Source organism: Cupriavidus basilensis, from assembly GCF_008801925.2.
Classification (GTDB): Bacteria; Pseudomonadota; Gammaproteobacteria; order Burkholderiales; family Burkholderiaceae; genus Cupriavidus; species Cupriavidus basilensis.
The window spans coordinates 1338881-1363814 of the sequence record NZ_CP062804.1; the positions used below are offsets into that span (position 1 = coordinate 1338881).

Below are 24934 nucleotides of genomic sequence, written 5' to 3' on the forward strand. Positions count from 1 at the left end.
TGGCGTGCGCCGTTACAATTGACAACTTTCTTAACCTTCTTGCATCCCCTGATGCCGCGCCTTTGTGCGAGAATTCGGCCCTGACAAAAAGGGCAGGGCAAAGTTCGGCATTCCTGGCATAAATGATGTTTTGATGTCCTGCGGCTTCCACCTGCGGGTCGCCCGGGGGGTCAATTTCGCGGGTTTCCGGTCGTTAACACCTGATTGACACCGGTCTAATACCGACTCGCCAGCGGGCATCGTCATTGGCCGGCAGGCAGCCATGTCCGCCACGGCAGCGGCCCAGGAGTCACTGCAAGAAGAGTATTCAAGCAGCAATCAAGCGGCAAACCTGGGCAAACAGGCGGTATCTGTCAACAAAATTCGGCAACGGGCGTGATTCGTGATGTGTGCGAAACGCCTGCGTGTCTGCTGGCGCCGATGTGCATCACCCGCGGGCCGGCAGCGACCCGCCTTTTCATCTACCCTACGCGAACGGCACGGCAATGGAATTTGGTATTCGCGCATGGGCGGCATGTGCAGCACAACTAGAGACGCAGCAAGCCTGGCAGGCCTGGAGCCGCGCGCCCTGGCTGCCCAAAGGCGACGCATTGCCCACGCTGGCCGCCATGGCCCCGATGCTGCGCCGCAGGATCACCGCGCTGGGCCGCGCGGCCTTGCACCCCGCCTACGCCTGCCAGCCGGGCGTGGACGGCATTCCCGTCATCTTCGCATCGCGCCACGGCGACACCCTGCGCCCGCTGCAAATGCTCGGCGACCTTGCCGACGGCGAGCCGTTGTCGCCCACGGCCTTCGGCCTGTCCGTGCACAACGCCATCGGCGCGCTGTATTCGATCGACCGGGGCGATCCGGGCAACCTGCAAGCCCTGGCCGCGGGCCGCGATACGGTGGAGGCGGCGGTGGTGGAAGCGTGCGGCCTGCTGGCCGACGGCGCCCCGGAAGTCTTGCTGGTGCACTACGAGGCGCCGCTGCCCGAGGCCTATGCCGTCTTCGCGGACGAGCCGGAGTGCCTGTTCGGGTGGGCGTGGCGGGTCGGCATGCCGCAGGCGGGGCAACCGGTGTTCAGTCTTGAAGTGGTGGGGGAGGCCCTGCCGGGCGCCGCCGGCGTGCCGCTGCCGCATGGGCTGGAGGTGCTGCGCTTCATGCTGTCCGGCGACACCGAATTGCGCCACGCCGGGGAGCGTGCGGGCTGGAGGTGGCAGCGGCATGGTTGAGCGTCTGGACCGGGCCTGGCGCGTCTGCGCGACCGGGCTGTGCTTCTCCAGCTTCGGCGTTGGCGGCCTTGTGCTGCGAGTGATGGTGTTCCCGTTGCTTACCGTCTTGCTGTGGTCTTCGGCGCGCCGGCAGCGGGTTTGCAAGAACGTGGTGCATTACGCGTTCCGGCTTTTCCTGTGGCTGATGCGCTCGGTCGGGGTGATCCGCTACGAGGTGCGGCATCCTGAGCGGCTGCGCCGCCAGGGCTTGCTGATCGTGGCCAACCATCCGTCGCTGATCGATGTCGTCTTTCTGATCGCGCTGACGCGCCAGGCCGATTGCGTGGTGCGCTCCGGCCTGGCCCACAACCCGTTTACGCGTGGCCCGGTGCGCGCCACCGGCTACGTCTGCAATGACTCCGGCGCGGGCATGGTGGATGACTGCATTGCCTCGCTGCGCGCGGGCAATAATCTCGTCATCTTCCCCGAGGGCACGCGCACGCCGTTGCACGGCCCGCTGCGCCTGCAACGGGGTGCGGCCAATGTCGCGGTGCGCGGCGGCTTTGCGCTGACGCCCGTGGTGATCCGGTGCGAGCCGCCCACGCTCACCAAGGGTGAGAAGTGGTACCGCGTGCCGGCCCGCAGGCCTCGTTACATCATTGACGTGCGAGAGGATGTCAGTGTCGCCCAGATGGTGCCGTCCGGACTGGACGACGCGCTGGCGGTACGGCACCTGACCCAATCGCTATCCGAGTTTTTTTCCAGGGAGGTTCGCCGTGAAGGCGCTTGAGCAAGAAATCAAGGAACTGATCATTTCATCGTTGTCGCTGGAGGATATCGGCGTGGACGATATCGACGCCGACGCACCGCTGTTCATCGAGGGGCTGGGCCTGGATTCGATCGATGCGCTCGAACTCGGGCTGGCGCTGCAAAAGCGCTACGGCGTGACCATGAACGGCGACAAGGAAGACATGCGCGCGCGCTTTGCCAGCGTGACAGCGCTGGCCACGTTCGTCGCATCTCAGCGCGCCGGCCAGGCTTCTGCCTGAACCCGCCCGCGACACACCAAGGATCCACATACCACTTGCCAGGCCGGCAACCACGGCCGGTGATAGCCGAACAGGGGGAAGCCCATCATGACCCATGACGAAATCTTTGCGCGGGTGGCCGCGGTGCTCGAGGAAACCTTCGAGATCGACCCGGCCCGCATTCGTCCCGAAGCCCGTCTCTACGACGACCTGGACATCGACAGCATCGACGCGGTCGACCTGCTGGTGAAGCTCAAGCCGATGCTGAACAAGCCGATCAAGCCGGAGCAGTTCAAGGCCGTGCGCACCGTGCAGGACGTGGTGCAGGCGCTGGCCTTGCTGATCGACTCGCCCGCCACGGCCTGAGCGCGCATGCCCGTGCGCAAATTGCTGCTCGGCGTGTTGACGCTGTGCTATCCGGTGGCGATCTACTTCGGCCTGCAGCATTGGTCGCCGCGCGTGATGGCGCTGGCGCTGGTGGCACTGGCGCTGTTGCGCGCCCTGACCAGCCGCCAGGCCGGCTGGCGGCTGCTTGCCGTGGCCGCCGCCGTGCTGGCCGCGATCGTGGCCGCGTCCAACCACGCGTTGCCCCTCAAGCTATACCCCGTGCTGGTCAATGCCGCGATGCTGGGCTTGTTTGGCTGGAGCCTGCGGCACCCGCCCAGCCTGGTGGAGCGGCTGGCGCGGCTGCGCGAGCCGGACCTGCCGCCCTCGGGCGTGGCGTACACGCGCCGCGTGACGCAAGCCTGGTGCGTGTTCTTCGTGTGCAACGGCACGGTAGCCGCGCTGACCGCCGTGCTGGCCAGCGACCGGATCTGGGCGCTTTACAACGGTGGCATCGCCTACGGCTTGATCGGTGCCATGTTCGCCGGCGAATGGCTGGTGCGCCAGCGTGTGATGGCAAGGGGGCGGCATGGCTGAGTGGCTGGGCGTAAGCGGGTTGATGGCGGCGCTGGCCCAGCGCTCGCATGTGGTCGCGCATGGCGCGGCCGGCGCGACCACCGCACCGGAGTTCGTGCGGCGCGTGGCCGCCTGGCGGCAAGCGTTTTCCGCCGCGCCGGGGAAGTCCTGGGCGCTCTACATCGAATCGACCACCGAGTTCGCGGCGGCGCTGCTGGGCGCCTGGCACGCGGGCAAGCACGTGGTGCTGCCCGGCGACACGCGCGCCGAAACGCTGGCGGCATTGCGCGAGCGCGCCGATGGCTGCGCCGGCGAGTTGCCCGATGGCCTGCGGCCGCAAGCATCGATCGAGCCGGTCGACTGCATGGACTGGCCTGCGCTGGCGCCGCGCGACACGCTGGTGACAATGTTTACCTCGGGTTCCACCGGCGCGCCCGGCGCCATCGTCAAGCACCTGTCGCAGCTCGACGCGGAAGTGCAGGCGCTGCAAGAAGCGTTCGGCGCGGCGCTGCCGGCGCAGGTGAGGGTGCTGGCAACGGTGTCGCACCAGCATATCTACGGCCTGCTGTTTTGCGTGCTGTGGCCGCTTGCCGCAGCGCGCGCCATGCCGGCGGACCGACTCGCCTTCCATGAGGAAATCGTGCGCGCATGCGGCGATGCGCCCGCGCTGCTGGTCACCAGCCCGGCACACCTGCGGCGCATGCCGCAGGCGCTCGACTGGTCTGCCGCCCGCGCCGTGCTGCGCGCCGTGTTTTCGTCGGGCGGGCCTTTGCCGCCGGAGGCCGCCACCGACGCGTTGCGCCATCTGGGGCAAGCCCCCATCGAAGTGTTCGGCAGCTCCGAAACCGGCGGCATCGCCTGGCGCCAGCGTGCCCGCCATGAAGACCGCTGGACGCCGCTGCCCGGTGTGCAATGGCGCTTGCAGGACGGCTTCCTGGAGGTGTGCTCCGCGCACCTTCCGGATGACGGCTGGTTCCTGTGCGCGGACCATGTGCTGCCCGCCGCGGATGGCGGCTTCACCCTGGCGGGCCGGGCCGACCACATCGTCAAGATCGAGGAAAAGCGCGTATCGCTGACCCAGGTCGAGCAGGCGCTGGCCGCGTCGCCGCTGGTGCGCGAGGCGCGCGTGGTGCTGCTGGAGCTGGATGTCGGCACGCGCCTTGGCGCCGTGGTGGTGCCCAGCGAGAGCGGCGCGGCCATGCTGGACGGGCAGGGCCGCGCGGCCCTGCTTGCCGCGCTGCGCGCCCGCCTTGCGGATGCCGTGGACGCGGTGGCGTTGCCGCGGCGCTGGAGCTTTGCCGAGGCGCTGCCCTGCAACGCGCAGGGCAAGACCACGCAAGCCATGCTGCGCGACGTGTTCCGCCGCGTGCTGCCGGCCGTGCGCTGGCAGGCCGCACAGGACGCGCTGTCCGCCGCCGCCGAGCTGGAGGTCAGCGAGGACCTGGCCGTGTTCGACGGGCATTTCCCGGGCAGCCCCATCGTGCCGGGCGTGGCCCAGGTCGACTGGGTGATGGCGCTGGCGCCGGAGCGCCTGCCGGTGCCGCCGCGCGCGCGCTTTCGCCGGATCGAGATACTCAAGTTCCAGGCTGTGATCACGCCCGGCACCCTGGTGCACATGACGCTGGCCTGGCAGCCCGAGCGCAGCGCGCTGGCCTTTCGCCTGAGCTCGGCGCGCGGCCCGCACGCCAGCGGGCGCATCATTTTTGGAGAGGCGGATGTTTAAGCCCGTGGCGCTCGTCCCGGTCTACGACCACGAACGTGCCATCGGCGCGATGGTGCAAGCCATTCTCGCGCACCCGTTGCCGTGCCTGTTGGTGGACGACGGCAGCAGCCCGGCCTGCGAGCATGTGCTGCGCGAGCTTGCCGCAAGCCATGCCGAGCGGGTCCACCTGATCCGCCTGCCACAGAACCAGGGCAAGGGCGGGGCCATCATGGCGGGCTTCGAGGAGGCCGCGCGCATGGGATTTACCCATGCGCTGCAGATCGACGCCGATGGGCAGCATGATGCCGGCTGCATCCCCCAGTTCCTGGCCCTGGCGCAAGCCAGCCCGCACGCGATGATCTGCGGCTGCCCGGTCTACGACGAGTCGGTGCCGCGCGTGCGGCTGCTGGCGCGCTACCTGACCCACGTCTGGGTCTGGATCAACACGTTGTCGTTTGCCGTGCGCGATTCGATGTGCGGCCTGCGCGTCTATCCTCTCGCGCACGTGCTCCCGCTGGTGCGCCAGGTCAAGCTGGGCCGGCGCATGCAGTTCGATACCGAGGTGCTGGTGCACCTGGTCTGGCGCGGCGTGCGCATCGTCAACGTGCCCACGCGCGTGACGTATCCCACCGATGGCGTTTCCCATTTCCAGGTCTGGCGCGACAACGTGCTGATCTCTTCCATGCATACGCGGCTCTTCTTCGGCATGCTCAAGCGCTTGCCGGTACTGCTGTGGCGCAAGGTGCGGCCGGCATGAGCACGCCCCAAGCCACCCAAGGCACCCAAGCGGCGCAACCCGGGCGCATGGCGCGTCACTGGAGCCAGATTCGCGAATCCACTTGCGTATGGGGCGTGTGGAGCCTGTACTGGCTGTATCGCCTGTGCGGCCGCGTGCTGTTCCGCGCGGTGCTGTACCCGGTGGTGACCTACTACTGGCTTGCCAAGCCGCTGGCGCGCCATGCGTCGCTCGACTATCTGCGCCGCATCCAGGCCGCTGCGGGCGCGGTCGGCCCGGCGGGCATGATGCCGGGGCTGCGCCACAGCCTGCGCCACCTGTTCTCGTTTGCCGACACGTTGCTCGACAAGCTGCTGGCCATCGGCGGCGGCTACCGCTACGGCGCGGTGCGGCGCGAAGGCGCCGAGGTGATGCTGGCGCAGATCGCCAGCGGGCAGGGCGGCATCATCGTGACCGCCCACATGGGCTGCCTGGAGCTGTGCCGGGTGCTGGCCAACCAGCGCGCCGGCCTGCGCCTGACGGTGCTGGTGCATACCGCGCACGCGGCGCAGTTCAACCGCATCCTGTCGCGGCTGGACCCGCGCTCCGGGCTGCAGCTGTTCCAGGTCGACGATATCTCGCCGGCCACCGCCTTGCAGCTGGCCGAGAAGGTCCGCGCGGGCGAGTTCGTGGCCATTGCAGGCGACCGTGTCCCGGTGCATGGCGGCCGCGCCGTGACGGTGCCGTTCCTGGGCGCGCCCGCGCGCTTTCCCGTGGGGCCGTACGTGCTGGCAGCGCTGCTGGAATGCCCGCTGTTCGCCATGGGCTGCGTGCGTTCGGGCGACGGCCATCTGCTGCGCTTTACCGAGCTGGCCCGTGAAGTGCGCCTGCCGCGCGCGCGGCGCGACGCAATCCTGACCGAGCATGCGGCTGGCTATGCGCAATGGCTGTCGCAACTGCTGGTGGAGTCGCCCTACGACTGGTTCAACTTCTACGATTTCTGGGGGCAGGGCGGCGCCGTGCCGGACGCAGCGCGCGCCAGCGCCGCCCCCATCGAGAACTGACCTGAATCCGGATATCGCGATACCCAACCTTATGCCCCAAGCCTCCCAGGACTTCAGCTTTGAGATCACGCTCAGCGCGGCTTTCCACGACCTCGACCCGATGAACGTGGTCTGGCATGGCAACTACGTGCGCTATTTCGAGCAGGCACGCTGCGCGCTGCTGGCGCGCTACCACTACGACTACCCCGCCATGCGGGACTCGGGCTATGCGTGGCCGGTGGTGGACATGCGCGTCAAGTATGTCGGGCCGCTTACCTACGGCCAGTCATTCATCGTGCGCGCCACCATCGTCGAGTGGGAGAACCGGCTCAAGATCGAGTATGTGGTCCGCGATGCCGCCAGCGGCCGGCGCCTGACCAAGGGCTACACCATCCAGGTGGCGGTGGACATGGCCAATGGCGAGATGCAGTACGTCTGCCCGCCGGTCCTGCTGGCGTGCCTTGGCGTGCAAGACGGGGCGCCGCCGGAGCGCCAGGCATGATGCGCCGCCGCCTGTTGCTGGCGCTGTGCTGCGCCGTGCTGGCTGGCCCGGGCCTTGCCGCCGCGGCCGCGCCGGATTTGCTGGCCTCGGTGGCTGCGCGCCTGTCCGATGCCCCGGTCATCCACGGACGCTTCGAACAGACTCGCCGCCTGTCCGGCTTTGCCAATCCGCTGGTTTCACGCGGAGACTTCGTGCTCGCGCGCGAGCGCGGCGTGGTGTGGAGCACGCGTGAGCCGTTTGCGTCCAGCCTGCTGGTCACGCCGGACCGGCTGGTCATGCGCGGTGCCGATGGCCGCGTGCAGCAACAGTTGCAGGCAGACGCCCAGCCCGCCATGCGGGTCGTGGGCGAATCGGTGATTGCCGTGCTGCGCGGCGACCTGCGCGCGTTGTCCACACGTTTCGAGGTGGCCGGCCAACTGCTTGGCAAGAGCGGCTGGACCCTGACGCTGACGCCGACCGATGCCGGCATGCGGCGCGTATTCACCCGCATCGAGCTGGCCGGGGACCGCTTTGTGCGCACCGTGCGCCTGGAAGAAGGCAGCGGCGACAGCACCACCGTCAAGCTGATCGACCCGAGCGCGGCCGCCAAGCTTGGCGCCGATGAGGAGAAGCGCTTTGAGTAAGGCGGCAAAGGTGGCTAAGGCCGCCCCGGCCACCGGCAAGCCAGCGCACGGGCTCAGCACCCTGGAGCGGGTGCTGGCCGTGGCATGGCTGCTGCTGGTGATCGCGCTGACGGTGCACCAGCTGCAGTTCTGGCGCGCCTCGCGGCTCGACACCGATGTGATGGCCTTGTTGCCCACCAGCCAGCGCACCGCCACCGCCGACCGCGTGCTGCGCCGGCTGGCCGATGGCGTCTCGCGCGAGATCGTGGTGCTGGTGGGCGCGCCCGACTGGGCCCGCGCCCGCGCCGCCGCCGATCGCTTCAGCGCGGCCGCGAAGCCGCAGGCAAGCTTGCTGCAGCCAGTGGACCGCATCGCCAGTTTCGACCTCGACGCGGCGCTGGCCTTCTACCGGCCTTACCGCGACCGCTTGCTGACCGATAGCCAGCGCGCCATGCTGCGCCAGGCGGATCCCGATGTACTGTCCCAGCAGGCGCTGACCCGGCTCTACCAGCTTTCCACCGGCCCGCGCCTGACGGACTGGGCGGCCGACCCGATCGGGCTGTGGCAGGACTGGTGGCTGTCTCGCGCGGCGATCACGCGCGTGCATGAGCGTGATGGCCGCGCCGCGCTCAGCGCCGAGGGCAAGGAGTGGGTGCTGCTGACCTATCGCATCACCAAGCCTGCGTTCTCGGTGAGCGGCAATACGGACTACGGCGACGTGCTGCAGCTGGGCGAGCGCGCCGCCGCGCAGGGCGACGACGGCGTGCACGTGGTGGCTGCCGGCATTCCCTTGCACGCGGAAGCCGCCGCATCCCAGGCCAACCTGGAGATGAACGTGATCGGCTGGGGCTCGCTGGCGGCGGTCTTGCTGCTGGTCTGGCTGGCCTTCCGTTCGCTGCGCCCGATCATCTTGGTGGGGCTGTCGCTGCTGATCGGCACGGCTGCCGCAGTGTCGGCCACCGCGCTGGTGTTTGACCGCGTCCACCTGATCACGCTGGTGTTCGGGGCCAGCCTGGTGGGCGTGGCGGAGGACTTCGGCATTCACTATTTCGTGTCGCGGCAGGCCAGCCCTGGCCTGTCGCCGCCGCAGGTGATGCGCCGGCTGCTGCCGGGCATGGCGCTGGCGTTGTCGACCAGCGTGGTGGCCTACCTGGCGCTGGGCATCGCGCCGTTCCCGGGGCTGCGGCAAATGGCGCTGTTCTCGGCCGTGGGATTGGTGGCGGCTTTCCTGACCGTGGTGTTCTGGTTCCCGCTGCTCGACCGCGGCCAGCTGCGCCAGACGCGCCTGTCGAGCTGGCTGACCGCCAGCCTGGCGCGCTGGCCGCGCGTGGGCATGGATCGCGCTTCGATGCTGCTGCTGGGCGCCCTGGCCTTGTTCATCGTGCCGGGGCTGTGGCAGGTCAAGGTGGCGGATGACGTGCGCCAGCTGCAAAGCTCGCCGCCGGCGCTGATCGAGGCGCAGCGCACCGCCGGGCGCTTGCTGGGCACGCCTAGCCCCGCCCAGTTCCTGCTGGTGCGCGGCGACTCGCCGGACCAGGTGCTGGCGCGCGAGGAAGCGGTCAAGGCGGCGCTGGCGGGCGTGGTGGCGCGCGGCGAGCTGGAGGGCTTCCTGGCCATCTCCGATTGGGTGCCATCGGCGTCGCGCCAGCATGCCGATGCCACGCTGACGGATGGCCTGGAGGCCGCCGTGCGCGAGCGCGTGGCGCGCGCGGTGGGCGGCCCCGTGGGCGCGCCCAATGCCGCCGCGCCGGACCGTGTGCTGACGTTGCCGGCGTGGCTGGCGAACCCGGTTTCCGAGACGTTGCGCCACCTCTGGCTGGATCGCGAGGGCCAGGGCTACGCCAGCGTCATGCTGCTGCGCGGGCTGGACAAGCCCGCCACCATTGCGTTGATCGAGGCGGCGGCGGCCAAGGTGCCGGGTGTCGAGTGGGTGGACCGGGTGGCCGACCTGTCCTCGCTGCTCAAGCACTACCGCGTGCTGATGACCTGGCTGCTGGGTGCCGGCGCGCTGGGCGTGGCGCTGTTGCTGGCGTGGCGCTATGGCAGGGCCTCGTGGCGGGCGCTGGTGCCGACCTTGCTGGCGGCGGCATTCAGCGTGGCGCTGCTGGGCTGGCTGCATGTGCCGCTGCAGCTGTTCTCCGTGCTTGCGCTGGCGTTGCTGCTTGGCGTGGGCGTGGATTACGGCATCTTCCTGCTGGAGCATCCCGGCGATGGCGAGTCATGGACGGCGATCGTGCTCGGCGCGGCCAGCACGCTGCTGGCCTTTGGCCTGCTGGCGCTGTCGTCCACGCCGGCGCTGCATGCCTTTGGCATGACCATGCTGTCCGGCGTGGGGGCGGTGTGGGTGCTGTCGCCATGGTTCCGGCCGCACGCGCCGCACGGGCATGCGCACTAGTTTCATGTTGAAGTCGCCGCAAGAAAAACAGCAAGACAAATAGCAAGACAAATAAAACCAACAAGATCAATGAGTCAAACAGGGTTGCAAATGAATACCGAACAGGTGGATGTCCTTATCATCGGCGCCGGCCCGGCGGGCTCCGTGGCGGCGGGCCTTTTGCGCAAGCGCGGCATTGATGTGCTGGTGATCGAGAAGGAGACCTTCCCGCGCTTCTCGATCGGGGAAAGCCTGCTGCCGCAGAGCATGGCCTACATCGAAGAGGCGGGCATGCTGCAGGCGGTGGTCGAGGCCGGCTTCCAGTACAAGAACGGCGCTGCCTTCGTGCGTGGCGACCGCTATACGGATTTCGATTTCCGCGACAAGTTCTCCGCCGGCTGGGGCACCACCTACCAGGTCCAGCGCGCGCGCTTTGACGACGTGCTGATCCGCGAGGCGCAGAAGCAGGGCGCCGAGGTTCGTTTCAAGCACCAGGTGAGCGCCGTCGACCTGGAGGGTGAGCAGCCTTGCGTCACCGTGTGCGACCCGGATGGCAAGGCATACCAGGTGCGGGCGCGCTTCCTGCTGGATGCCTCGGGTTTCGGCCGCGTGCTGCCGCGCCTGCTGGACCTGGAGTCGCCGTCGAACTTCCCAGTGCGCAGCGCCATCTTCACCCACGTGGAAGACCGCATCCCGCTGGGCACCTTCGATCGCAACAAGATCCGCGTCAGCGTGCATCCGGAGCATGTCGATGTCTGGTACTGGACCATTCCGTTCTCGGACGGCCGCTGCTCGCAGGGAGTGGTGGCGGAAAAGCGCTTCCTCGACCAGTACACAGGGACCGAGACCGAGCGGCTGCGGGCGCTGGTGGGCGAGGAGCCTGGCCTAGCCAAGCTGCTGGCCAATGCCGACTGGGATACCCCGGCCCGGCAGATCGCCGGCTACTCGGCCAACGTGAAATCGCTGTGGGGCAAGGGCTATGCATTGCTGGGCAATGCGGGCGAATTCCTCGACCCGGTGTTCTCGTCCGGCGTCACCATTGCCTTCAAGTCCGCCAGCCTGGCCACGGCCTGCCTGGCGCGCCAGTTGAATGGCGAGACGGTGGACTGGCAGGCCGACTACGGCCGCCCGCTCAAGGACGGCGTGGATTGCTTCCGCACCTTTGTGGAAGCGTGGTACGAAGGCCGCTTCCAGAAGCTGATTTTCCATCCCGATGCCACGCCGGAAATCCGCCGCATGATCTCGGCCATCCTGGCAGGCTATGCCTGGGACCGCACCAACCCGTTCGTCACCGAGTCGCGGCGCCGCCTTGGCGTGCTGGAGCAGCTTTGCGCAGCCTGATCGCCAGGCATCACGGCATTGGCGCCGCGCCTGCGCGGATGGCGCTGGGTGTTGCCGCTTGTGCGTTGCTGCTGGCGGGCTGCGCCGGCCCCGGTGCGGGGCCGGCGGCAGGTTCCGCAGCGCCGCCTGCCGCGCCCACCTTGCCTGCCGAGCAGCAGCCCGTGCCGTTGCTGCGCCTGCCGCCGGCATCGCTGGGCCGGGAGCTGGCGCTGCAGCAGCAGATCACCGTGGTTTACCGCACCCCGCGCGGGGAGGAGCGCCGCGAGATCCAGGCCTTGCTGGAAGCCGACGCCACCCACACGCGGCTGGCCGCGCTGGCCGGCGGGCAGGTGCTGGCGCGGCTGGACTGGGATGGGCAGGACCTGCGCGTGGTGCGCTCGCCCTGGGCGCCGGCCGAGCTGGTGCCGGAGCGTATCCTGAGTGAAATGCAGTTGTCGTTGTGGCCGGTCGAGGCGATTGCCGCGGCCTTGCCGGCGGGCTGGCGCCTGGAGGTCGAGGCCGGCCGGCGCGTGCTGCGCGCGGGTGGCGAGGTGGTGGCGCAGGTGCGCTATCCGGACCCGCAAACGATCGAGTTCGAGCAATACCGCGATGGCTATCGGCTGACCATCCGCACCCTGCCGACGGCGGGGCAAGGAGGGACGAAATGAATGTCTTTATTAACGCACTGGGCATAACCTGCGCGCTGGGCGACGGCGCGGATGCCGTGCGCGCGGCGCTCTGGCGCGGCGACGCCCCGCAGGGCGGCGAGGTGACCGAGCTGTACAGCCCGGGCCGGCCGCTGCAGCTCGGCACGGTCAACGCCGCGCTCAGCCTGCCGGACGACACGCCAGAGGTGCACCGTACCCGCAACAATGCGCTGCTGTATCACGCCGCGCTCCAGTTCATTGCGCAGGCGCAGGCCGCCATTGCCCGGGTTGGCCCGGCGCGGGTGGCGGTGGTGCTGGGCACCAGTACCTCAGGCATTGCCGAGGGCGGCGTGGCCGTGCGCGCGCGCGCTGCCACCGGCGCGTGGCCTGAGGGTTTCCACTATGGGCAGCAGGAGCTGGGTTCGCCGGCGCAGTTCCTGGCTGGCGTGCTGGGCGTGACCGGCGTGGCCTACACGCTGTCCACCGCCTGCTCGTCGAGCGCCAAGGCGCTGGCAGCGGCCGCGCGTCTGCTGCGCAGCGGCATGGCGGACGTGGTGATCGCGGGCGGCGCGGACACCCTGTGCTCCTTCACCGTCGCTGGCTTCAGCGCGCTGGATTCCGTCTCTGTGTCGCGCTGCAACCCGCTGTCGGCCAACCGTTGCGGCATCAACCTGGGCGAAGGCGCCGGCTTGTTCCTGCTGTCCGCCGAGCCGGGGCCGGTGCGCCTGGCCGGCTGCGGCGAGACCTCCGACGCGCATCACATGTCGGCGCCGGATCCCAGCGGCGCCGGTGCCCGGGCCGCGATGCTGCAGGCGCTGGACCGCGCCGGGCTTGCGCCCGCGGACATCGATTACCTCAACCTGCACGGCACCGCCACGCCGCAGAACGACGCCATGGAAGCGCTGGCATGCGCCGCGGTGTTCGGCGCTGATCTGCCGCTGAGCTCGACCAAGCCGATGACCGGGCACGCGCTCGGCGCGGCTGGTGCGATCGAGGCCGCGCTGATGTGGCTGACGCTGGTCGACAACCCGGACGGCCGCCTGCCCCCGCACTGGTGGGACGGCGTGCCCGATCCGGCCTTGCCGGCGCTGCGCGTGGTGGCCCCCGGCGAAATGCTGGGTCGCGCGCCGCGCTACGTGATGAGCAATTCCTTCGCATTCGGCGGCAGCAACAGCGCCGTGATACTGGGAGCCGGCTGACCATGACCATGACGTCCCTTGCCGCGTTGCCGGCAATCGCCGAGGTGCTGCCGCACGCCGGCGGGATGCGCTTGCTCGATGAGCTGTTGCGCGCCGATGAGGAACACGCGGTGGCGCGCACCACGGTGCGCGCCACCCAGCTGTTTGTCGATGAGTCCGGCATGCCGGGCTGGGTCGGCATCGAGTACATGGCGCAGACCATCGCCGCCTGGGCCGGCGCGCAGGACTGGCGTGCCGGCCGGGCGCCTGGCATCGGCTTCCTGCTTGGCTCGCGGCGCTACGAATGCGATGTGCCGGCGTTCCCGGTGGGCAGCGTGCTGACCATACAAGTGCGCGCTGAGCTGGTCGGCGACAACGGGCTCGGCATGTTTGCCTGCTCGCTGTCGCTGGGCGAGCGCGAAGTGGCGCGCGCCAACGTTTCCGTTTTCCAGCCTGCCGACGCGCAGGCTTTCTTGCAAGGACAACAACCATGACGAACCGAACCGTGCTCGTCACAGGGTCTTCGCGCGGCATCGGCCGCGCCATCGCGCTGCGCATGGCGCGCGAGGGCTACGATGTGGTGGTGCATTGCCGGGCCCGGCGCGATGAAGCCGAATCGGTGGCCGACGCGATCCGCGCCCTGGGCCGCACCGCGCGCGTGCTTTGTTTCGACGTCAGCCAGCGGGAGCAGGCCGCGGCCGCGCTGCTGGCCGATATCGAAGCCCATGGCTGCTACTACGGCGTGGTCTGCAACGCGGGCATTGCGCGCGATGCCGCGTTCCCGGCCATGACCGGGGCAGAGTGGGATGAGGTAATCCACACCAACCTGGACGCCTTCTACAACGTGCTCAACCCGGTGGTGATGCCCATGGTGCAGCGGCGCAAGCCGGGCCGTATCGTCACGCTGTCCTCGGTGTCGGGGCTGGTGGGCAACCGGGGCCAGACCAATTACAGCGCGGCCAAGGCCGGCGTGATCGGCGCGACCAAGGCGCTGGCCATCGAGCTGGCCAAGCGCGCCATTACCGTCAACTGCGTGGCGCCCGGCCTGATCGATACAGAAATGGTCGAGGAACACGTGCTGGAGGAAGCCTTGCGCATGATCCCGGCACGCCGCATGGGCACGCCGGACGAGGTGGCCGCCACCGTGGCGTTCCTGATGTCCGCCGATGCGGGCTACATCACCCGGCAGGTGATTTCGGTCAACGGGGGGATGTTCGGATGAAGCGAGTCGTCATTACCGGAGCCGGCGCAGTCTGCTCGCTGGGCAACGACTGGGCGAGCGTGCGCGAGCGCCTGGCCAGCGGCCGCAATGCGGTCGTGCAGATGCCGGAGTGGGCCGTCTACAAGGGCCTCAACACGCAGCTTGCGGCACCTGTGCCGCCGTTCACGCTGCCTGCGCATTACACCCGCAAGGTCACGCGCGCCATGGGCCGCGTGGCGGTGATGTCGGTGCTGGCCAGCGAGGCCGCCTTGCGCGATGCGGGACTGCTTGGCGATCCGCTGGTGACCAGCGGCAAGCTTGGCATTGCCTACGGCTCGTCCACCGGCACGCCGTCGGCCGTGGCCGATTTTGGCCGCATGATGATGGACCGCACCACCGAGGACGTCAGCGCCACCACCTACATCCGCATGATGCCGCATACCACGGCGGTGAACATCGGCGTGTTCTTCGGCATTACCGGGCGCATCCTCACCACCTCCAGCGCCTGCACCTCGGGCAGCCAGGGCATCGGCTACGCCTACGAAACCATCCGCAGCGGCCGGCAGGTGGCCATGCTGGCGGGCGGCGCCGAGGAGCTGGATCCCACCGAGGCCGCCGTGTTCGACACGCTGTTCGCCACCAGCACCTGCAACGACGCGCCGCATGGCACGCCGCGCCCGTTCGACAGCGAGCGCGACGGCCTGGTGCTGGGCGAGGGCGCCGGCACGCTGGTGCTGGAGGAGCTGGAGCACGCGCTGGCGCGCGGCGCGCGCATCCTGGCAGAGATCGTCGGCTTTGGCACCAACAGCGATGGCGCCCACGTGACCCAGCCCAAGGCGGACACCATGGCGCAGGCCATGCGCCTGGCGCTGGAGGATGCCGGCCTGCCGGCCTCGGCGATCGGCTACGTCAATGCCCACGGCACTGCCACGGACCAGGGCGATATCGCCGAGTCCCATGCCACCCGCGAGGTGCTGGGCGACGCGGTGCCGGTGAGTTCGCTGAAGAGCTATATGGGCCATACGCTAGGCGCCTGCGGCGCGCTCGAGGCATGGATGACGGTCGAGATGATGCGCGACGGCTGGTTTGCGCCCACCATCAACCTGTCCGACCCGGACCCGCGCTGTGCCTCGCTTGACTACATCATGGGTGAGGGCAGGCGGCTCGACATCGATCATGCGATGAGCAACAATTTTGCCTTTGGCGGCATCAACACGTCGCTGGTGTTCCGCCGCTGGCGTTGATCTGCCAGTACTACCGCGCATTTTCCTCATCAACAAAATCAACAACACCAAGAAAGGAAGGTCAATGAAGCACGCTCTCTCCATCCTGGCCGCAACCGCCTCGGCCGCCATGCTGTTGTCCACGCCCGCCGCGGCGCGCGATACCAAGTACATGCTGCCGTTCCAGGAAGTGCTGGATATGCCGGAAGCACAGGAAAAGCTCGATGGCTCGGTCAAGTTCTTCCTGGCCGGGCAGAAAACGCCCAAGGTCCTGGAGACCAAGGAGAGCGATGTGTCCAACCGCAAGACCAACAGCTTTGGCAAGAGCGATGAAGACGCCTGCCGCTGGGCCGCGCTGTCCGCGCTGATCGCGTTCCAGGACAAGGCCAAGACCCTCGGCGCCAATGCCGTGGTCGATGTGGTGAGTTACTACAAGAAGGACTCGGTCGCCAGCCCGACCGAGTACGAATGCCATGCCGGCGCCGTGGTGGCCGGTGTCGCACTCAAGGGCACGTACGCCAAGGTGGCCGGCAAGTAAGGCCGCGCGCCCCCGCCATGCCGGCTGCCCCGATCCACGTCCGCGTTGCGTCGGTAGCTGGCCTGGCGGGACAGGTTCCGCCCGCCAGGCAATGGCTGGGCGCGGACGAAGCGCGCCGCCTGGACGCCCTGCAGGCCGGCCAGCGCGCCGCGCAGTTCGTGGCTGGGCGCTGGATCGCGCGCCAATTGCTGGCGCAAGCTTACGGTGGCGGCTGGCAGGACTGGACGCTGAGCGCCGCGCCGGACAGCCCGCCGCAGGCCATTGGGCCTGCGTCCGCCTTTCTCTCCCTTTCCCATTCCGGTGACCACGTCGCTTGTGCTGTCGCGCTGGAACCGCTCGGCTTGGACATCGAGCGCGTGCTGCCGCGCAAGGGGCTGGACGCGCTGGTGCTTGCGGTCAGCAGCGACGCCGAGCGCGCTGCCTTGCCGGCATTGCGCCCGGGCGGCGATCCGGCGGCGCAACGCGAGGCCTTCTTCCAGCTCTGGACCTTGAAGGAAGCCTGGCTCAAGCGCGGCGGCGGGGGGCTGTTCCAGACCATGCTCGGACAAGCGGTGGCGGTATCGCCGGCGGCAACCCCGGCCAGCGCCAATGCTTGCACCTGGCGCCACGGCGATGCCATCCTGGCGATCCACGCCACGCCCCCCCTGTCGTTGTCGGATACCGCGCCCGCGAACCTGCGCTACTGGTGCCTGACGCCGCCGGCGAATGCGTCCTGAGCATCACGTCATCGCGGACGCGATCCACGCCACTGCCGGTACGCCCGGCCAGTGTCGGGGTAAGCCCGGATACCCGCCAATACCCGCCAATACCCCGCGGCAGACAATACATCGCTCGGCACGCCTTCGGTTAGACTGAGTCCTTGGTTTCGTCCCCTCGCCCATGCAGTCGGCTAATCGAGATACCAGTCTTGCAAGGAGAAGTCCCCCATGCATGCAGTTCCGTTGCTAGATAGCAGTGCCAACGATAACGATAACGATAGCGATACCCCCGCTCCTGCCGAAGTCCCGCTGCGTGACCTGCGCCGCGTCACCATTCACCCCGATCACTGGTATCCGCTGGCCTGGTCGCGCGAAGTCAAGCGCGGCAAGGCGCATGGCGTGCGCTTTGCCGGCGAGCCGATCGTGCTGGTGCGCACGGCGTCCGGCGCGGTGTTCGCGCTCGAGGATCGTTGCGCGCACCGGCAAGTGCCCTTGCATGCGGGCGTGGTCGACGGCGAATCGATCCGTTGCTGCTATCACGGCTGGACCTATGACTGCACCGGCCGCTGCATCGATGTGCCTTACCTGGGCCGCGAGCGCCTGCCCAACGGCGTGCGCTCCTACCCTTGCCGCGAGGTGCAAGGGCTGATCTTCGTGTTTCCCGGCAGCGCGGTGCTGGCCGACGAAACCCCGTTGCCCAGCCTGGGCTCGGTGGCCAACAAGGCCTACAAGACGCGGCGTTTTGGCCGCGAGGTCAAATGCCATTACTCGTTCATGCATGAGAACCTGATGGACATGAACCATCAGTTCCTGCACCGGCGGCAGATGGGGCAGATGCGCGCCCGCTCGCTGGGCCGCCGGCGCGGTGACGGCTGGGTCGAGGTGGACTACACCTTCGCGCGCGAGCAAGGCAAGCAGCCGGTGGGTGAAGCGCTGGTGTTCGGCGGCGGCAACAAGGGCAGCAAGGGCGGGCAAGCCGGCAAGGACGTGATGACTGTCCGCACCCTGTATCCCTACCAGACGCTGCAGATCCGTACTTCGGATGCCACGCTGGTGATGGACCTGTGGATCGTCTACGTGCCGCTCGATGCCGAGCAGCGCACCAACCGCACGTTCGGACTGCTCTCGATCAAGAAGCCCGGCATTCCCGGCATACTGAATCTGGCCTGGCCGCTGCTGGTGTGGTTTACCGAGCGGATCTTCAAGGAGGACCGCTGGATCGTCGAGAGCGAGCAGGCGGCGCATGACGAGCAGGGCGCCGACTGGAACCAGGAGGTGTTCCCGGTCATCAACGAACTGCGCGACCTGCTGCGCGAATGCGGCATGCCGGAAGCGTCAGCCGGGAGTTGACGATAGGCTGATGGCTATTGCGAGAACCGGCTGCGCTCGTCGCGCTCGAGCGCGGAGCAGGCCGTCCTGAGGATGGCCGAGAAGCGCGTCAGCGCGGGCTCGATGCGGTACGCCGGCCCGGCAATGGAAATCCCGTAGCATTCTCCCGACAGCCGCACCGGCCAGGCTAGCGCGCCAACATCGGGCAGCGACTCGCCCAGGTTGATGAAGCAGCCTTGCTCGGCGGACTTCTTCAGCTCGGCTTCCAGTTGCGCCGCATTGGCTACCGTGCGTGGCGTGAAGCGCTCGAAGCTGAGCTGCGCGATCAGCGCGCTGCGCTCGTCCTCGGGCATGACGGATAGCAAGGCCTTGCCGATCGAGTTCGCATGGAGCTCTCGCCGCTCGCCTGCGGTGGCGATATAGCGGATCGCATGCGGGGATTCGAGCACGTCCAGGTACACCACCCACCGGCCTTCATGCAGCTTGCCGATCACCACGGTCTCGCCGGTGGCCGCACGCAGCTCGTTCATGGTGCCGTGGACCCGGTCCAGCACCGGGTCGTGCCGCGCGATCTGCTGCGCCATGGCCAGCAGGCGGCCCGTGGGGTAATAGCCCTGGCGGCGGCCGGTCTCGTACAGGTAACCCAGCGAGGTCAGGGTGCGGATCAGCGCCAGGCAGCTCGATGCCGGCACCGCCAGCAACCGGGCCAGCTCCGAGAGCGACAGCGCGCGCCGCTCGCGCGCGAAGGTTTCGATGATCTCGAGCACGCGTAACGCCGTCTTCACGTTCATCGGCGGCGCTTTGTTGTCGTTGGCGGTCATGAGTGGGGCAGGCCCGGATTGGTCGGAAGAGAAGCACTTATCATAGTCGATCGTCCCATGGCCCCATGGCCGACCGCGCTGCTCCCCGATGCCGTGGCTTAATAGCTCACGTTCAGCCCGAGCCGGAAGCTGCGCGGCGTGCCGTAGAAGGCCGAGTTGGAGCTGGTGTAGTAGCGCTTGTCGAACAGGTTGTAGATGTTGAGCGTGGCCGAGATCGTCTTGGTGATGGGGTAGCGCGCCATCAGGTCCGCCACCGAGTAGCTGCCCTGCGTGGACCGCGCATTCAGGGGGCCCGTGTTGTCGCTGTAGATCTGGCTCTGCCAGCGCAGGCCGCCGCCCACAGTCAGGCCGTTGCCCACGGCGGCAATGCGGTAGGTGGTAAAGAGCTTGAAGGTGTTCTGCGGGATATTGGTGTTGAGCGCAATGCCGTCCTTGTCCTGGGACAGGTTGCGCGAAAAGCTGACGGTAGCCTGCCAGTCGCGCGCCAGCTGGCCGGCGGCTTCCAGCTCGAAGCCGCGTGTCTTGGCGCCCGAGGCGCCGTAGTACGCCTGCGAGCCGTCGGGCGCGAAGGCGCCGGGAATCGCCACGGCCAGGTTGTCCTGCTTGACCCAGTAGAGCGCGCCGCTCACATTGAGCTGGTTGTTGAAGAACGCGCCCTTGCCACCCACTTCATAGCCATTGCCGACCACCGGGTCGATGAAGCTGCCGCTGAGGGTGCGGTTGTTCTGCGGCTTGAAGATACTCGTTTAGCTGGCGTAGGCAGACCAGTGCCTGGAGAGGTCATAGACCACGCCCACGTAGGGGGTGACCTTGCCATTCGCGGAGCGGTTGTCGACGGTGGTCTGGCCGGTGCTGGTGACCGAGTCGCGGGTGTCGGTGCTCCAGTTGGTGATGCGCGCGCCAAGCAGCACGGACAAGGCATCCGTCGGGCGCAGCCGGGCCGTGGCATATGCGGCGGTGGTTTGCTCGGCGTAGTTGTACCTGCCGACGGGCGGGTTCTGTGCGATGCCCGGCGTGCGGCCATCCCAGGTGTAGATGTTGGCAATGCTGCCGTCCCAGCCATCGGGGCGCCAGAGCTGGTAAGTGGCGTTGTCGTAGGAGGTGCGCGCGAAGGTGGCGCCGAACACCATCTCATGCTCGCGGCCTAGCAGGCTGAAGGGCCCGGTGGCATAGAGGTCGACACTGGTCTGGTCCGGCTTGCCGCTCCAGCGGCCGCCCCAGAGGGCCAGGCCGGCGCCCGTGCTGCGGTCGGGAAAGCCGCTGTTCGCGTAGCCGAAGACCTCGTCGTAGCCGTAGGTGTCCTGGCTGACCGTGCCCTTGATGCGCCACGCGTTGTCGAAACGGTGCTCGAGCGAAGCGAACAGGCTCTGGTTGCGCCGGTACGAGTAAGCCCAGTCGGCGGCGGACGATTTCGAGCGCGCCCAGTCCGTGCGTGTGCCGTCCGCGAAGTACAGGGGCAGGCCGGAGCGGGCGTGCCCTTGTACATCGAAGCTCTGCAGCGAGAAGCCCAGGGTCGCCAGCGTGGAGGGGGTCAGGTCGGCCTCGACCACGCCGTAGACGATCTCGCGGCGCTCGTGCAGGCGTTCCACGCTGCCATTGTTTTCCTGGTAAGCGGCGACCACGCGGCCGCGCACGGTGCCGGCCTCGTTGAACGGGGAGGACACATCCACCCCGAAGCGCCGGTAGTCCCACGAGCCGCCTTCGACGCTGGCCGATGCCTGGAAGTCCCGCGTGGGCCGCTTGCGCACCATGTTGATGGTGGCCCCGGGCGAGCCGATGCCGTTCATCAGGCCGGTGGCGCCGCGCACCACTTCCACGCGGTCGTAGATGGCCATGTCGCTGGTCTGGAACAAGCCGCCAAAGCCACTGTTGAGCTGCAGCACGCCATCAAGCTGGAAGTTCTCCACGGCAAAGCCGCGCGCGTACACGCTGCTGCTGTCGGAGCCCAGGTTGCCGCCCTGGTTGAGGGTAAGGCCCGGGGTCTGGGTGATGACGTCGGTCAGCGCGTTCAAGCCCTGGTCGTCCATCTGCTGGCGGGTCATGACGCTGACCGACTGCGGCGTTTCGCGCAGGCTGATGCCCAAGCGGGTGGCGGTGCTGCTGGCATCGCTGGTGTACGAGCCGCTGCCCTCCGTGATGCCGTCACCCGGCCCGCTGGCCGTGACTTTGACCTCCGCCAGCATGGGGCCGCCAGCCGACGCGAGCGCGGCGGATGGCGCGCTGCGCTTGCGCAGGCGATAGCCGCCACTGGGGCCGCTGACTGCCTCGAGTTGCTGGCCGGACAGCAGCTTGGCCAGCGCTTCGGCAACGGTGTAGGTGCCGCGCAGGCCTTCGCTGCGCAGGCCCTGGGTGAGCTCCGGATCGATGGCGACGAGCACCCCCGCTTCGCGGCCAAAGCGCCCGAGCACCTGGTCCAGCGAGCCCGCGCCGATGTCGTATGCCTTGCTGCTGGCCGGGGCGGCCTGCGCCTGGGCGATGGCAGGCATCGTCGCTGTCGCGCCCAGCGCGCAGCCGAGCAGGGCGGCGCGTAGCGCCAGCACCAGCGGCGTGTGCCGGTGGCGGCTGCGAGGCTGTGGCGAGGGCATGTTCCCTTGCAGGTTGGTGCAAGCGTTGGGGCGGTGCGCCATGGTGCGGATTCCTCTTGGTTCTCGTGTCATTGAATGGCTTTTGGCTGCATGGCGGTGTGGCTGCTGCAGCGTTGCTAATTCACTTGATGCGCGAGACATGGAAAGCTGCCGCCCGTGGCCAAAATAGGGTTGGGAGACAAGCTGAGGAACGAGGCGCATGCGCTGCGCCGTGCCTACCTCGGTGCCACGCGGACCCAGTAGCGCGTGAGGTAACGCACCTGCACGGGCAGCGTTTGCTCAAGGATGGCGAGCACCGCATCGGTGTTGTCGAGCGGGAAGGCGCCCGACACGCGCAGGGCGGCGAGCGCCGGATCGCACCGCAGGCTGCCGGCGCGGTAGCGCGCCAGCTCCGCGATGAACTGGCCCAGCGGCATTTGTTCCGCCACGAGCATGCCGTCGAGCCATGCGCTGGCTTGCGGGTGGATGATGGATGGCGTATCGATGGTGGTGGACGTGAACGCGGTTTCCTGGCCCGCATCAAGGCGAAACGGCGCGCTGCCCTGGCGCGTGCGGATCCGCACCGCGCCCTCCAGCACCGAGACGTTGATCGGGTCGCGCTTGTCGCTGGTGCCGTCGGACGAGAGCTGCCCTTCGCGGAGGATGAAGCGCGTGCCCAGCGGCGTGATGCTGCCGTTGCGGGTCGTGACGCTGAAGGGCCTGGCGGCCGGGTCGTGACCTGTGGTGACCTGGATTTCGCCGGCGAGGAAGACCAGTTCGCGCAGCGCCGGCGTGAAGCGCACGTCGATGGCGGTGCCGGTATTGAGCACCACCCGGGTGCCGTCGGCCAGTGCGATGGTGCGGCGCTCGCCGCTGCCGGTGCGGTAGTCCGCGGCAAGGGCGTTCAGGGTGTTCCAGCCGCGCCCGGAGAACGGCTCGCCCGCCAGCCACGCACCGCCTGCCGCGATGCCCACGCCAGCCATTGATTTCAGCACGCTGCGGCGGGAGACGCTGCCGACGCGGTGGACGCGCCCGGCGGTGCCGCCAGGGCTGGCCACATGGAGCGCCTTGCGGGCGACGGACGGTGGCATCTGGTCCAGGCCGGCGCGCAGGTCCTGGCCGAGCAGGGCCATGCGCCGCCAGGCGAGCTCGTGAGCCTGGTCGGCCTGGCGCCATTGCTCGCAAGCCGCATGGTCGGCGGCGGTGGCCTCACCGGATTGCAGGCGCGACATCCATTGCGCCGCCGCCTCGACGATTTGCATGTCGATGCGCCCGCTGGCGGGCTTCGTCATCCGTACACCGCGGTATAGCAATGCAGGAAGGCCTTGCTCATCCATTTCTGGACCACGTTGACGGTGACGCCGAGCTGTTGCGCGATGTCCTTGTAGGCCAGGCCGTCCAGTTGCGACAGCAGGAAGGCCTCGCACACGCGCGGGGGAAGCTGCTCGAGCACCGTGCTGACGGCGGTGAGTGCCTCCACCACCAGGGCGCGGGTCTCGGGCGACGGGGCGGCGGCTTCGGGCTGCAGGGCGAGCGCTTCCAGGTAGGCGCGTTCCAGCGCCAGGCGCCGGAAATACTGCGCGGCCAGGCGGCTTGCTACGGTGGTCAGGTAGGCGCGCGGCTCGCGTAGCGAACTGGTGTCGCAAGCCACCAGGAGCCGTGCAAATGTGTCCTGGGCCAGGTCGGCTGCATTGTCCGCATTGCCCAGCTTGCGCCATAGCAGGTTGACGAGCCAGCCGTGGTGACTGCGGTAAAGCGCGTGGAGTTCGGACTGGGGAAGGGTGTCTGCCGTGGCCATGGCGCCTGTGTGATGCGGGCGCCCGGCGCCAAACGCTATTGAGAATGATTCGCATTGTATGTGAGATCGTGACTCAAAGACAAGGCATGGATCCGCCGCCGGCACGGATCGGCACATTCCCTACACGGGCGCCGCTACGCATCCGGCTGCCATCCGCCTCCCAACGCCTTGTACAAGAGCACCGCGCCTTGCAGGCCCGCCAGGCGCAGCTGGGCGGCCTCGTCCTCGGCGCTGTAGAGGGTGCGCTGCGCGTCCAGCACGGTCAGCAGCGTCTCCGCGCCGGCGCGATAGCGACGCTGCGCCAGCGCGAAAGCCTGCCGGGCCTGTGCCAGTTCCTCATCCTGGGCAACGCGCTGGGCATCCACGCCGGCCATGGTGTTGAGCGCAACTTCGACATCGCCCGAGGCCGCGACGATAGCGCGGCGATATTCCGCCAGCAGTTCCTGCTTTTGCGCAATGGCCAGGTCGTGCCCTGCGGCCAGCTTGCCGGCGTTGAAGATCGGCGCCAGCACGCCGGCGGCAAGCGTGTAAATGGGGTTCTCGAACATCGTGCGCAGGCGGTCGCTCTCAGCGGTGGCGTTGGCCGTCAGCACAAGGCGCGGCAGCATCAGTGCGCGGGCCACGGCGATGTTGCCGTCGGCGGCGGCGAGCCGGGCTTCGGCCGCGGCCAGGTCGGGGCGGCGCGTCAGCAGCGCGGCCGGCAGGCCGCTGTCGATGGCGGGCTGGCGCAGGCTGGCAAGGCTGGCCGTCTCGACCTCCAGGCCGCCGGCGGACTGCCCGAGCAGGATCGCCAACGCAACCTGGCTGTCGTTGGCCCGCTGCGCCAGCAGCCGCAAGGTGCGCTCGCGGCTGGCCACCAGGCCGCGCTGCTGGGCCAGCTCAAGCGCGGTGGCGCTGCCGGCGCGCTGGCGCGCATCGACCACGGCCAGCACGCTGCGCGCGTTTTCCAGCATGCGCGTGGCAATGCCGATGCGCTCGCGCAGGCTGACGGTCTGCAGCCAGGCCAGCGCGACTTCTCCGGTGACCGATAGCGTTGCCGCATCCTGCGCGAAGCCCGCGGCGCGCAGCGAGGCGGCGGCGTTGCCGGCGGCGGCGCGGTTGCCGCCCCACAGGTCGAACTCGTAGCTGGCCGCCAGCCCCAGCCGCAAGTTCGCGGTGCTGTCGCTGCTGCTGACGCGTGAAACGCCGTAGTGTTGCGCGTCGGCGGAGCCGGTGAGCGCCGGCAGCAGCGGCGCGCGCGCAATGATGACGCTGGCGCGGGCCTGCAGCACGCGCGCATAGGCCGCGGCGATGCCAGGGTTGTCCACGCGGGCCCGCTGCACCAGCGCGTCCAGTTCGGCATTGCCGATGGACTGCCACCACGCCGTGCTGACGGGATCGGCACCGGCGCGGTCCTGCGGCGCGTAGCGCCATTGCGCTGGCGCGGTGGGCAGGGCGGCATCGGGCGCGGCCGGCGCGGCGCAGCCGGTGGCAGCCATGGCGGCGGCCAGCGTGACCAGGAGGGTCAGTGCATTCAGGGTGTTGATCTTGTTCATTCGCTTGCCAATGCTTGCGCAAG

24 protein-coding genes and 1 pseudogene are annotated in these 24934 nt (G+C 68.7%); 20 read left to right on the top strand and 5 right to left on the bottom strand.

Annotation, left to right across the window (positions count from 1 at the left end):
- The first annotated feature begins 485 nt into the window (after positions 1-485).
- From F7R26_RS26825 to F7R26_RS26920, 20 genes are all read left to right on the top strand, one after another.
- Positions 486-1214, top strand: a complete 729-nt coding sequence (locus F7R26_RS26825) for a beta-ketoacyl synthase chain length factor (RefSeq protein ID WP_150986628.1) — start codon at positions 486-488, stop codon at positions 1212-1214.
- The gene (locus F7R26_RS26830; RefSeq protein ID WP_150986627.1) at positions 1207-1983 is read left to right on the top strand and encodes a lysophospholipid acyltransferase family protein; all 777 of its coding nucleotides are present in this window, start codon (positions 1207-1209) and stop codon (positions 1981-1983) included. The genes F7R26_RS26825 and F7R26_RS26830 overlap by 8 nt, the downstream gene beginning before the upstream one ends.
- Positions 1970-2242 (top strand): phosphopantetheine-binding protein, encoded by a 273-nt coding sequence (locus F7R26_RS26835; RefSeq protein ID WP_150986626.1) that lies wholly within the window; start codon positions 1970-1972, stop codon positions 2240-2242. Before F7R26_RS26830 ends, F7R26_RS26835 begins: the two co-directional genes overlap by 14 nt.
- A gap of 87 nt (positions 2243-2329) precedes the next feature.
- Positions 2330-2587, top strand: coding sequence for an acyl carrier protein (locus F7R26_RS26840; RefSeq protein WP_043355719.1), 258 nt, complete (start codon positions 2330-2332; stop codon positions 2585-2587).
- A gap of 6 nt (positions 2588-2593) precedes the next feature.
- Positions 2594-3142 (top strand): COG4648 family protein, encoded by a 549-nt coding sequence (locus F7R26_RS26845; protein WP_043355718.1) that lies wholly within the window; start codon positions 2594-2596, stop codon positions 3140-3142.
- Positions 3135-4844, top strand: coding sequence for an AMP-binding protein (locus tag F7R26_RS26850; RefSeq protein WP_150986625.1), 1710 nt, complete (start codon positions 3135-3137; stop codon positions 4842-4844). Before F7R26_RS26845 ends, F7R26_RS26850 begins: the two co-directional genes overlap by 8 nt.
- Positions 4837-5580, top strand: coding sequence for a glycosyltransferase family 2 protein (locus F7R26_RS26855; RefSeq protein ID WP_150986624.1), 744 nt, complete (start codon positions 4837-4839; stop codon positions 5578-5580). The genes F7R26_RS26850 and F7R26_RS26855 overlap by 8 nt, the downstream gene beginning before the upstream one ends.
- Entirely contained in the window at positions 5577-6602 is a 1026-nt protein-coding gene (locus F7R26_RS26860; protein ID WP_150986623.1) for an LpxL/LpxP family acyltransferase, read from the top strand. Before F7R26_RS26855 ends, F7R26_RS26860 begins: the two co-directional genes overlap by 4 nt.
- A 31-nt stretch (positions 6603-6633) precedes the next feature.
- Entirely contained in the window at positions 6634-7083 is a 450-nt protein-coding gene (locus F7R26_RS26865) for an acyl-CoA thioesterase (protein ID WP_150986622.1), read from the top strand.
- Positions 7080-7706 carry an outer membrane lipoprotein carrier protein LolA gene (locus F7R26_RS26870; RefSeq protein WP_150986621.1) on the top strand — a complete coding sequence of 209 codons (627 nt, stop codon included), beginning with the start codon at positions 7080-7082 and terminating at the stop codon, positions 7704-7706. The genes F7R26_RS26865 and F7R26_RS26870 overlap by 4 nt, the downstream gene beginning before the upstream one ends.
- Entirely contained in the window at positions 7699-10080 is a 2382-nt protein-coding gene (locus F7R26_RS26875; RefSeq protein ID WP_241754740.1) for an MMPL family transporter, read from the top strand. The genes F7R26_RS26870 and F7R26_RS26875 overlap by 8 nt, the downstream gene beginning before the upstream one ends.
- A gap of 90 nt (positions 10081-10170) precedes the next feature.
- Positions 10171-11400, top strand: coding sequence for an NAD(P)/FAD-dependent oxidoreductase (locus F7R26_RS26880; protein ID WP_150986620.1), 1230 nt, complete (start codon positions 10171-10173; stop codon positions 11398-11400).
- Positions 11388-12047 (top strand): DUF3261 domain-containing protein, encoded by a 660-nt coding sequence (locus F7R26_RS26885; RefSeq protein WP_241754741.1) that lies wholly within the window; start codon positions 11388-11390, stop codon positions 12045-12047. Before F7R26_RS26880 ends, F7R26_RS26885 begins: the two co-directional genes overlap by 13 nt.
- On the top strand, positions 12044-13225 hold the full coding sequence (locus F7R26_RS26890; protein ID WP_150986619.1) for a beta-ketoacyl-ACP synthase: 1182 nt from the start codon (positions 12044-12046) through the stop codon (positions 13223-13225). The genes F7R26_RS26885 and F7R26_RS26890 overlap by 4 nt, the downstream gene beginning before the upstream one ends.
- A gap of 2 nt (positions 13226-13227) precedes the next feature.
- Complete coding sequence (locus tag F7R26_RS26895) at positions 13228-13698, top strand: hotdog family protein (protein ID WP_206702558.1); 471 nt, start codon at positions 13228-13230, stop codon at positions 13696-13698.
- The gene (fabG, locus tag F7R26_RS26900; protein ID WP_150986618.1) at positions 13695-14426 is read left to right on the top strand and encodes a 3-oxoacyl-ACP reductase FabG; all 732 of its coding nucleotides are present in this window, start codon (positions 13695-13697) and stop codon (positions 14424-14426) included. Before F7R26_RS26895 ends, fabG begins: the two co-directional genes overlap by 4 nt.
- The gene (locus F7R26_RS26905; protein ID WP_150986617.1) at positions 14423-15649 is read left to right on the top strand and encodes a beta-ketoacyl-ACP synthase; all 1227 of its coding nucleotides are present in this window, start codon (positions 14423-14425) and stop codon (positions 15647-15649) included. The genes fabG and F7R26_RS26905 overlap by 4 nt, the downstream gene beginning before the upstream one ends.
- Positions 15650-15713: 64 nt before the next feature.
- Positions 15714-16166 carry an excinuclease ATPase subunit gene (locus F7R26_RS26910; protein WP_150986616.1) on the top strand — a complete coding sequence of 151 codons (453 nt, stop codon included), beginning with the start codon at positions 15714-15716 and terminating at the stop codon, positions 16164-16166.
- Between the two features lie 17 nt (positions 16167-16183).
- The gene (locus F7R26_RS26915) at positions 16184-16882 is read left to right on the top strand and encodes a 4'-phosphopantetheinyl transferase family protein (RefSeq protein WP_170301889.1); all 699 of its coding nucleotides are present in this window, start codon (positions 16184-16186) and stop codon (positions 16880-16882) included.
- A 210-nt stretch (positions 16883-17092) separates the two neighbouring features.
- A complete protein-coding gene (locus F7R26_RS26920) occupies positions 17093-18214 on the top strand; it encodes an aromatic ring-hydroxylating oxygenase subunit alpha (protein ID WP_150986614.1) in 1122 nt (373 codons plus the stop codon).
- Between the two features lie 14 nt (positions 18215-18228).
- Here the strand turns inward: F7R26_RS26920 and F7R26_RS26925 are convergent, their stop codons facing one another.
- The 5 genes and pseudogenes from F7R26_RS26925 to F7R26_RS26945 form a co-directional block, all read right to left on the bottom strand.
- Positions 18229-18984 (bottom strand): IclR family transcriptional regulator, encoded by a 756-nt coding sequence (locus F7R26_RS26925; protein WP_043358260.1) that lies wholly within the window; start codon positions 18982-18984, stop codon positions 18229-18231.
- Between the two features lie 128 nt (positions 18985-19112).
- Positions 19113-21800 (bottom strand): annotated as a pseudogene (locus F7R26_RS26930) (TonB-dependent siderophore receptor).
- Between the two features lie 14 nt (positions 21801-21814).
- Positions 21815-22870, bottom strand: a complete 1056-nt coding sequence (locus tag F7R26_RS26935) for a FecR domain-containing protein (RefSeq protein ID WP_150986613.1) — start codon at positions 22868-22870, stop codon at positions 21815-21817.
- A complete protein-coding gene (locus F7R26_RS26940) occupies positions 22867-23376 on the bottom strand; it encodes a sigma-70 family RNA polymerase sigma factor (RefSeq protein WP_150986612.1) in 510 nt (169 codons plus the stop codon). Before F7R26_RS26940 ends, F7R26_RS26935 begins: the two co-directional genes overlap by 4 nt.
- Positions 23377-23510: 134 nt before the next feature.
- Positions 23511-24911: an efflux transporter outer membrane subunit gene (locus F7R26_RS26945; protein ID WP_150986611.1), complete on the bottom strand. Its 1401-nt coding sequence runs from the start codon at positions 24909-24911 to the stop codon at positions 23511-23513.
- Positions 24912-24934: the final 23 nt, after the last annotated feature.

Excerpts from the sequence above, each read along its gene's own strand:
- F7R26_RS26945 (WP_150986611.1), bottom strand. The coding sequence starts at position 24,911 with ATGAACAAGATCAACACCCTGAATGCACTGACCCTCCTGGTCACGCTG.
- F7R26_RS26880 (WP_150986620.1), top strand. The coding sequence starts at position 10,171 with ATGAATACCGAACAGGTGGATGTCCTTATCATCGGCGCCGGCCCGGCG.
- F7R26_RS26920 (WP_150986614.1), top strand. The coding sequence starts at position 17,093 with ATGCATGCAGTTCCGTTGCTAGATAGCAGTGCCAACGATAACGATAAC.
- F7R26_RS26860 (WP_150986623.1), top strand. The coding sequence starts at position 5,577 with ATGAGCACGCCCCAAGCCACCCAAGGCACCCAAGCGGCGCAACCCGGG.
- F7R26_RS26830 (WP_150986627.1), top strand. The coding sequence starts at position 1,207 with ATGGTTGAGCGTCTGGACCGGGCCTGGCGCGTCTGCGCGACCGGGCTG.
- F7R26_RS26915 (WP_170301889.1), top strand. The coding sequence starts at position 16,184 with ATGCCGGCTGCCCCGATCCACGTCCGCGTTGCGTCGGTAGCTGGCCTG.
- fabG (WP_150986618.1), top strand. The coding sequence starts at position 13,695 with ATGACGAACCGAACCGTGCTCGTCACAGGGTCTTCGCGCGGCATCGGC.
- F7R26_RS26890 (WP_150986619.1), top strand. The coding sequence starts at position 12,044 with ATGAATGTCTTTATTAACGCACTGGGCATAACCTGCGCGCTGGGCGAC.
- F7R26_RS26895 (WP_206702558.1), top strand. The coding sequence starts at position 13,228 with ATGACCATGACGTCCCTTGCCGCGTTGCCGGCAATCGCCGAGGTGCTG.
- F7R26_RS26905 (WP_150986617.1), top strand. The coding sequence starts at position 14,423 with ATGAAGCGAGTCGTCATTACCGGAGCCGGCGCAGTCTGCTCGCTGGGC.
- F7R26_RS26925 (WP_043358260.1), bottom strand. The coding sequence starts at position 18,984 with ATGAACGTGAAGACGGCGTTACGCGTGCTCGAGATCATCGAAACCTTC.
- F7R26_RS26845 (WP_043355718.1), top strand. The coding sequence starts at position 2,594 with ATGCCCGTGCGCAAATTGCTGCTCGGCGTGTTGACGCTGTGCTATCCG.
- F7R26_RS26865 (WP_150986622.1), top strand. The coding sequence starts at position 6,634 with ATGCCCCAAGCCTCCCAGGACTTCAGCTTTGAGATCACGCTCAGCGCG.
- F7R26_RS26850 (WP_150986625.1), top strand. The coding sequence starts at position 3,135 with ATGGCTGAGTGGCTGGGCGTAAGCGGGTTGATGGCGGCGCTGGCCCAG.
- F7R26_RS26825 (WP_150986628.1), top strand. The coding sequence starts at position 486 with ATGGAATTTGGTATTCGCGCATGGGCGGCATGTGCAGCACAACTAGAG.
- F7R26_RS26910 (WP_150986616.1), top strand. The coding sequence starts at position 15,714 with ATGAAGCACGCTCTCTCCATCCTGGCCGCAACCGCCTCGGCCGCCATG.
- F7R26_RS26870 (WP_150986621.1), top strand. The coding sequence starts at position 7,080 with ATGATGCGCCGCCGCCTGTTGCTGGCGCTGTGCTGCGCCGTGCTGGCT.
- F7R26_RS26840 (WP_043355719.1), top strand. The coding sequence starts at position 2,330 with ATGACCCATGACGAAATCTTTGCGCGGGTGGCCGCGGTGCTCGAGGAA.
- F7R26_RS26935 (WP_150986613.1), bottom strand. The coding sequence starts at position 22,870 with ATGACGAAGCCCGCCAGCGGGCGCATCGACATGCAAATCGTCGAGGCG.
- F7R26_RS26940 (WP_150986612.1), bottom strand. The coding sequence starts at position 23,376 with ATGGCCACGGCAGACACCCTTCCCCAGTCCGAACTCCACGCGCTTTAC.
- F7R26_RS26855 (WP_150986624.1), top strand. The coding sequence starts at position 4,837 with ATGTTTAAGCCCGTGGCGCTCGTCCCGGTCTACGACCACGAACGTGCC.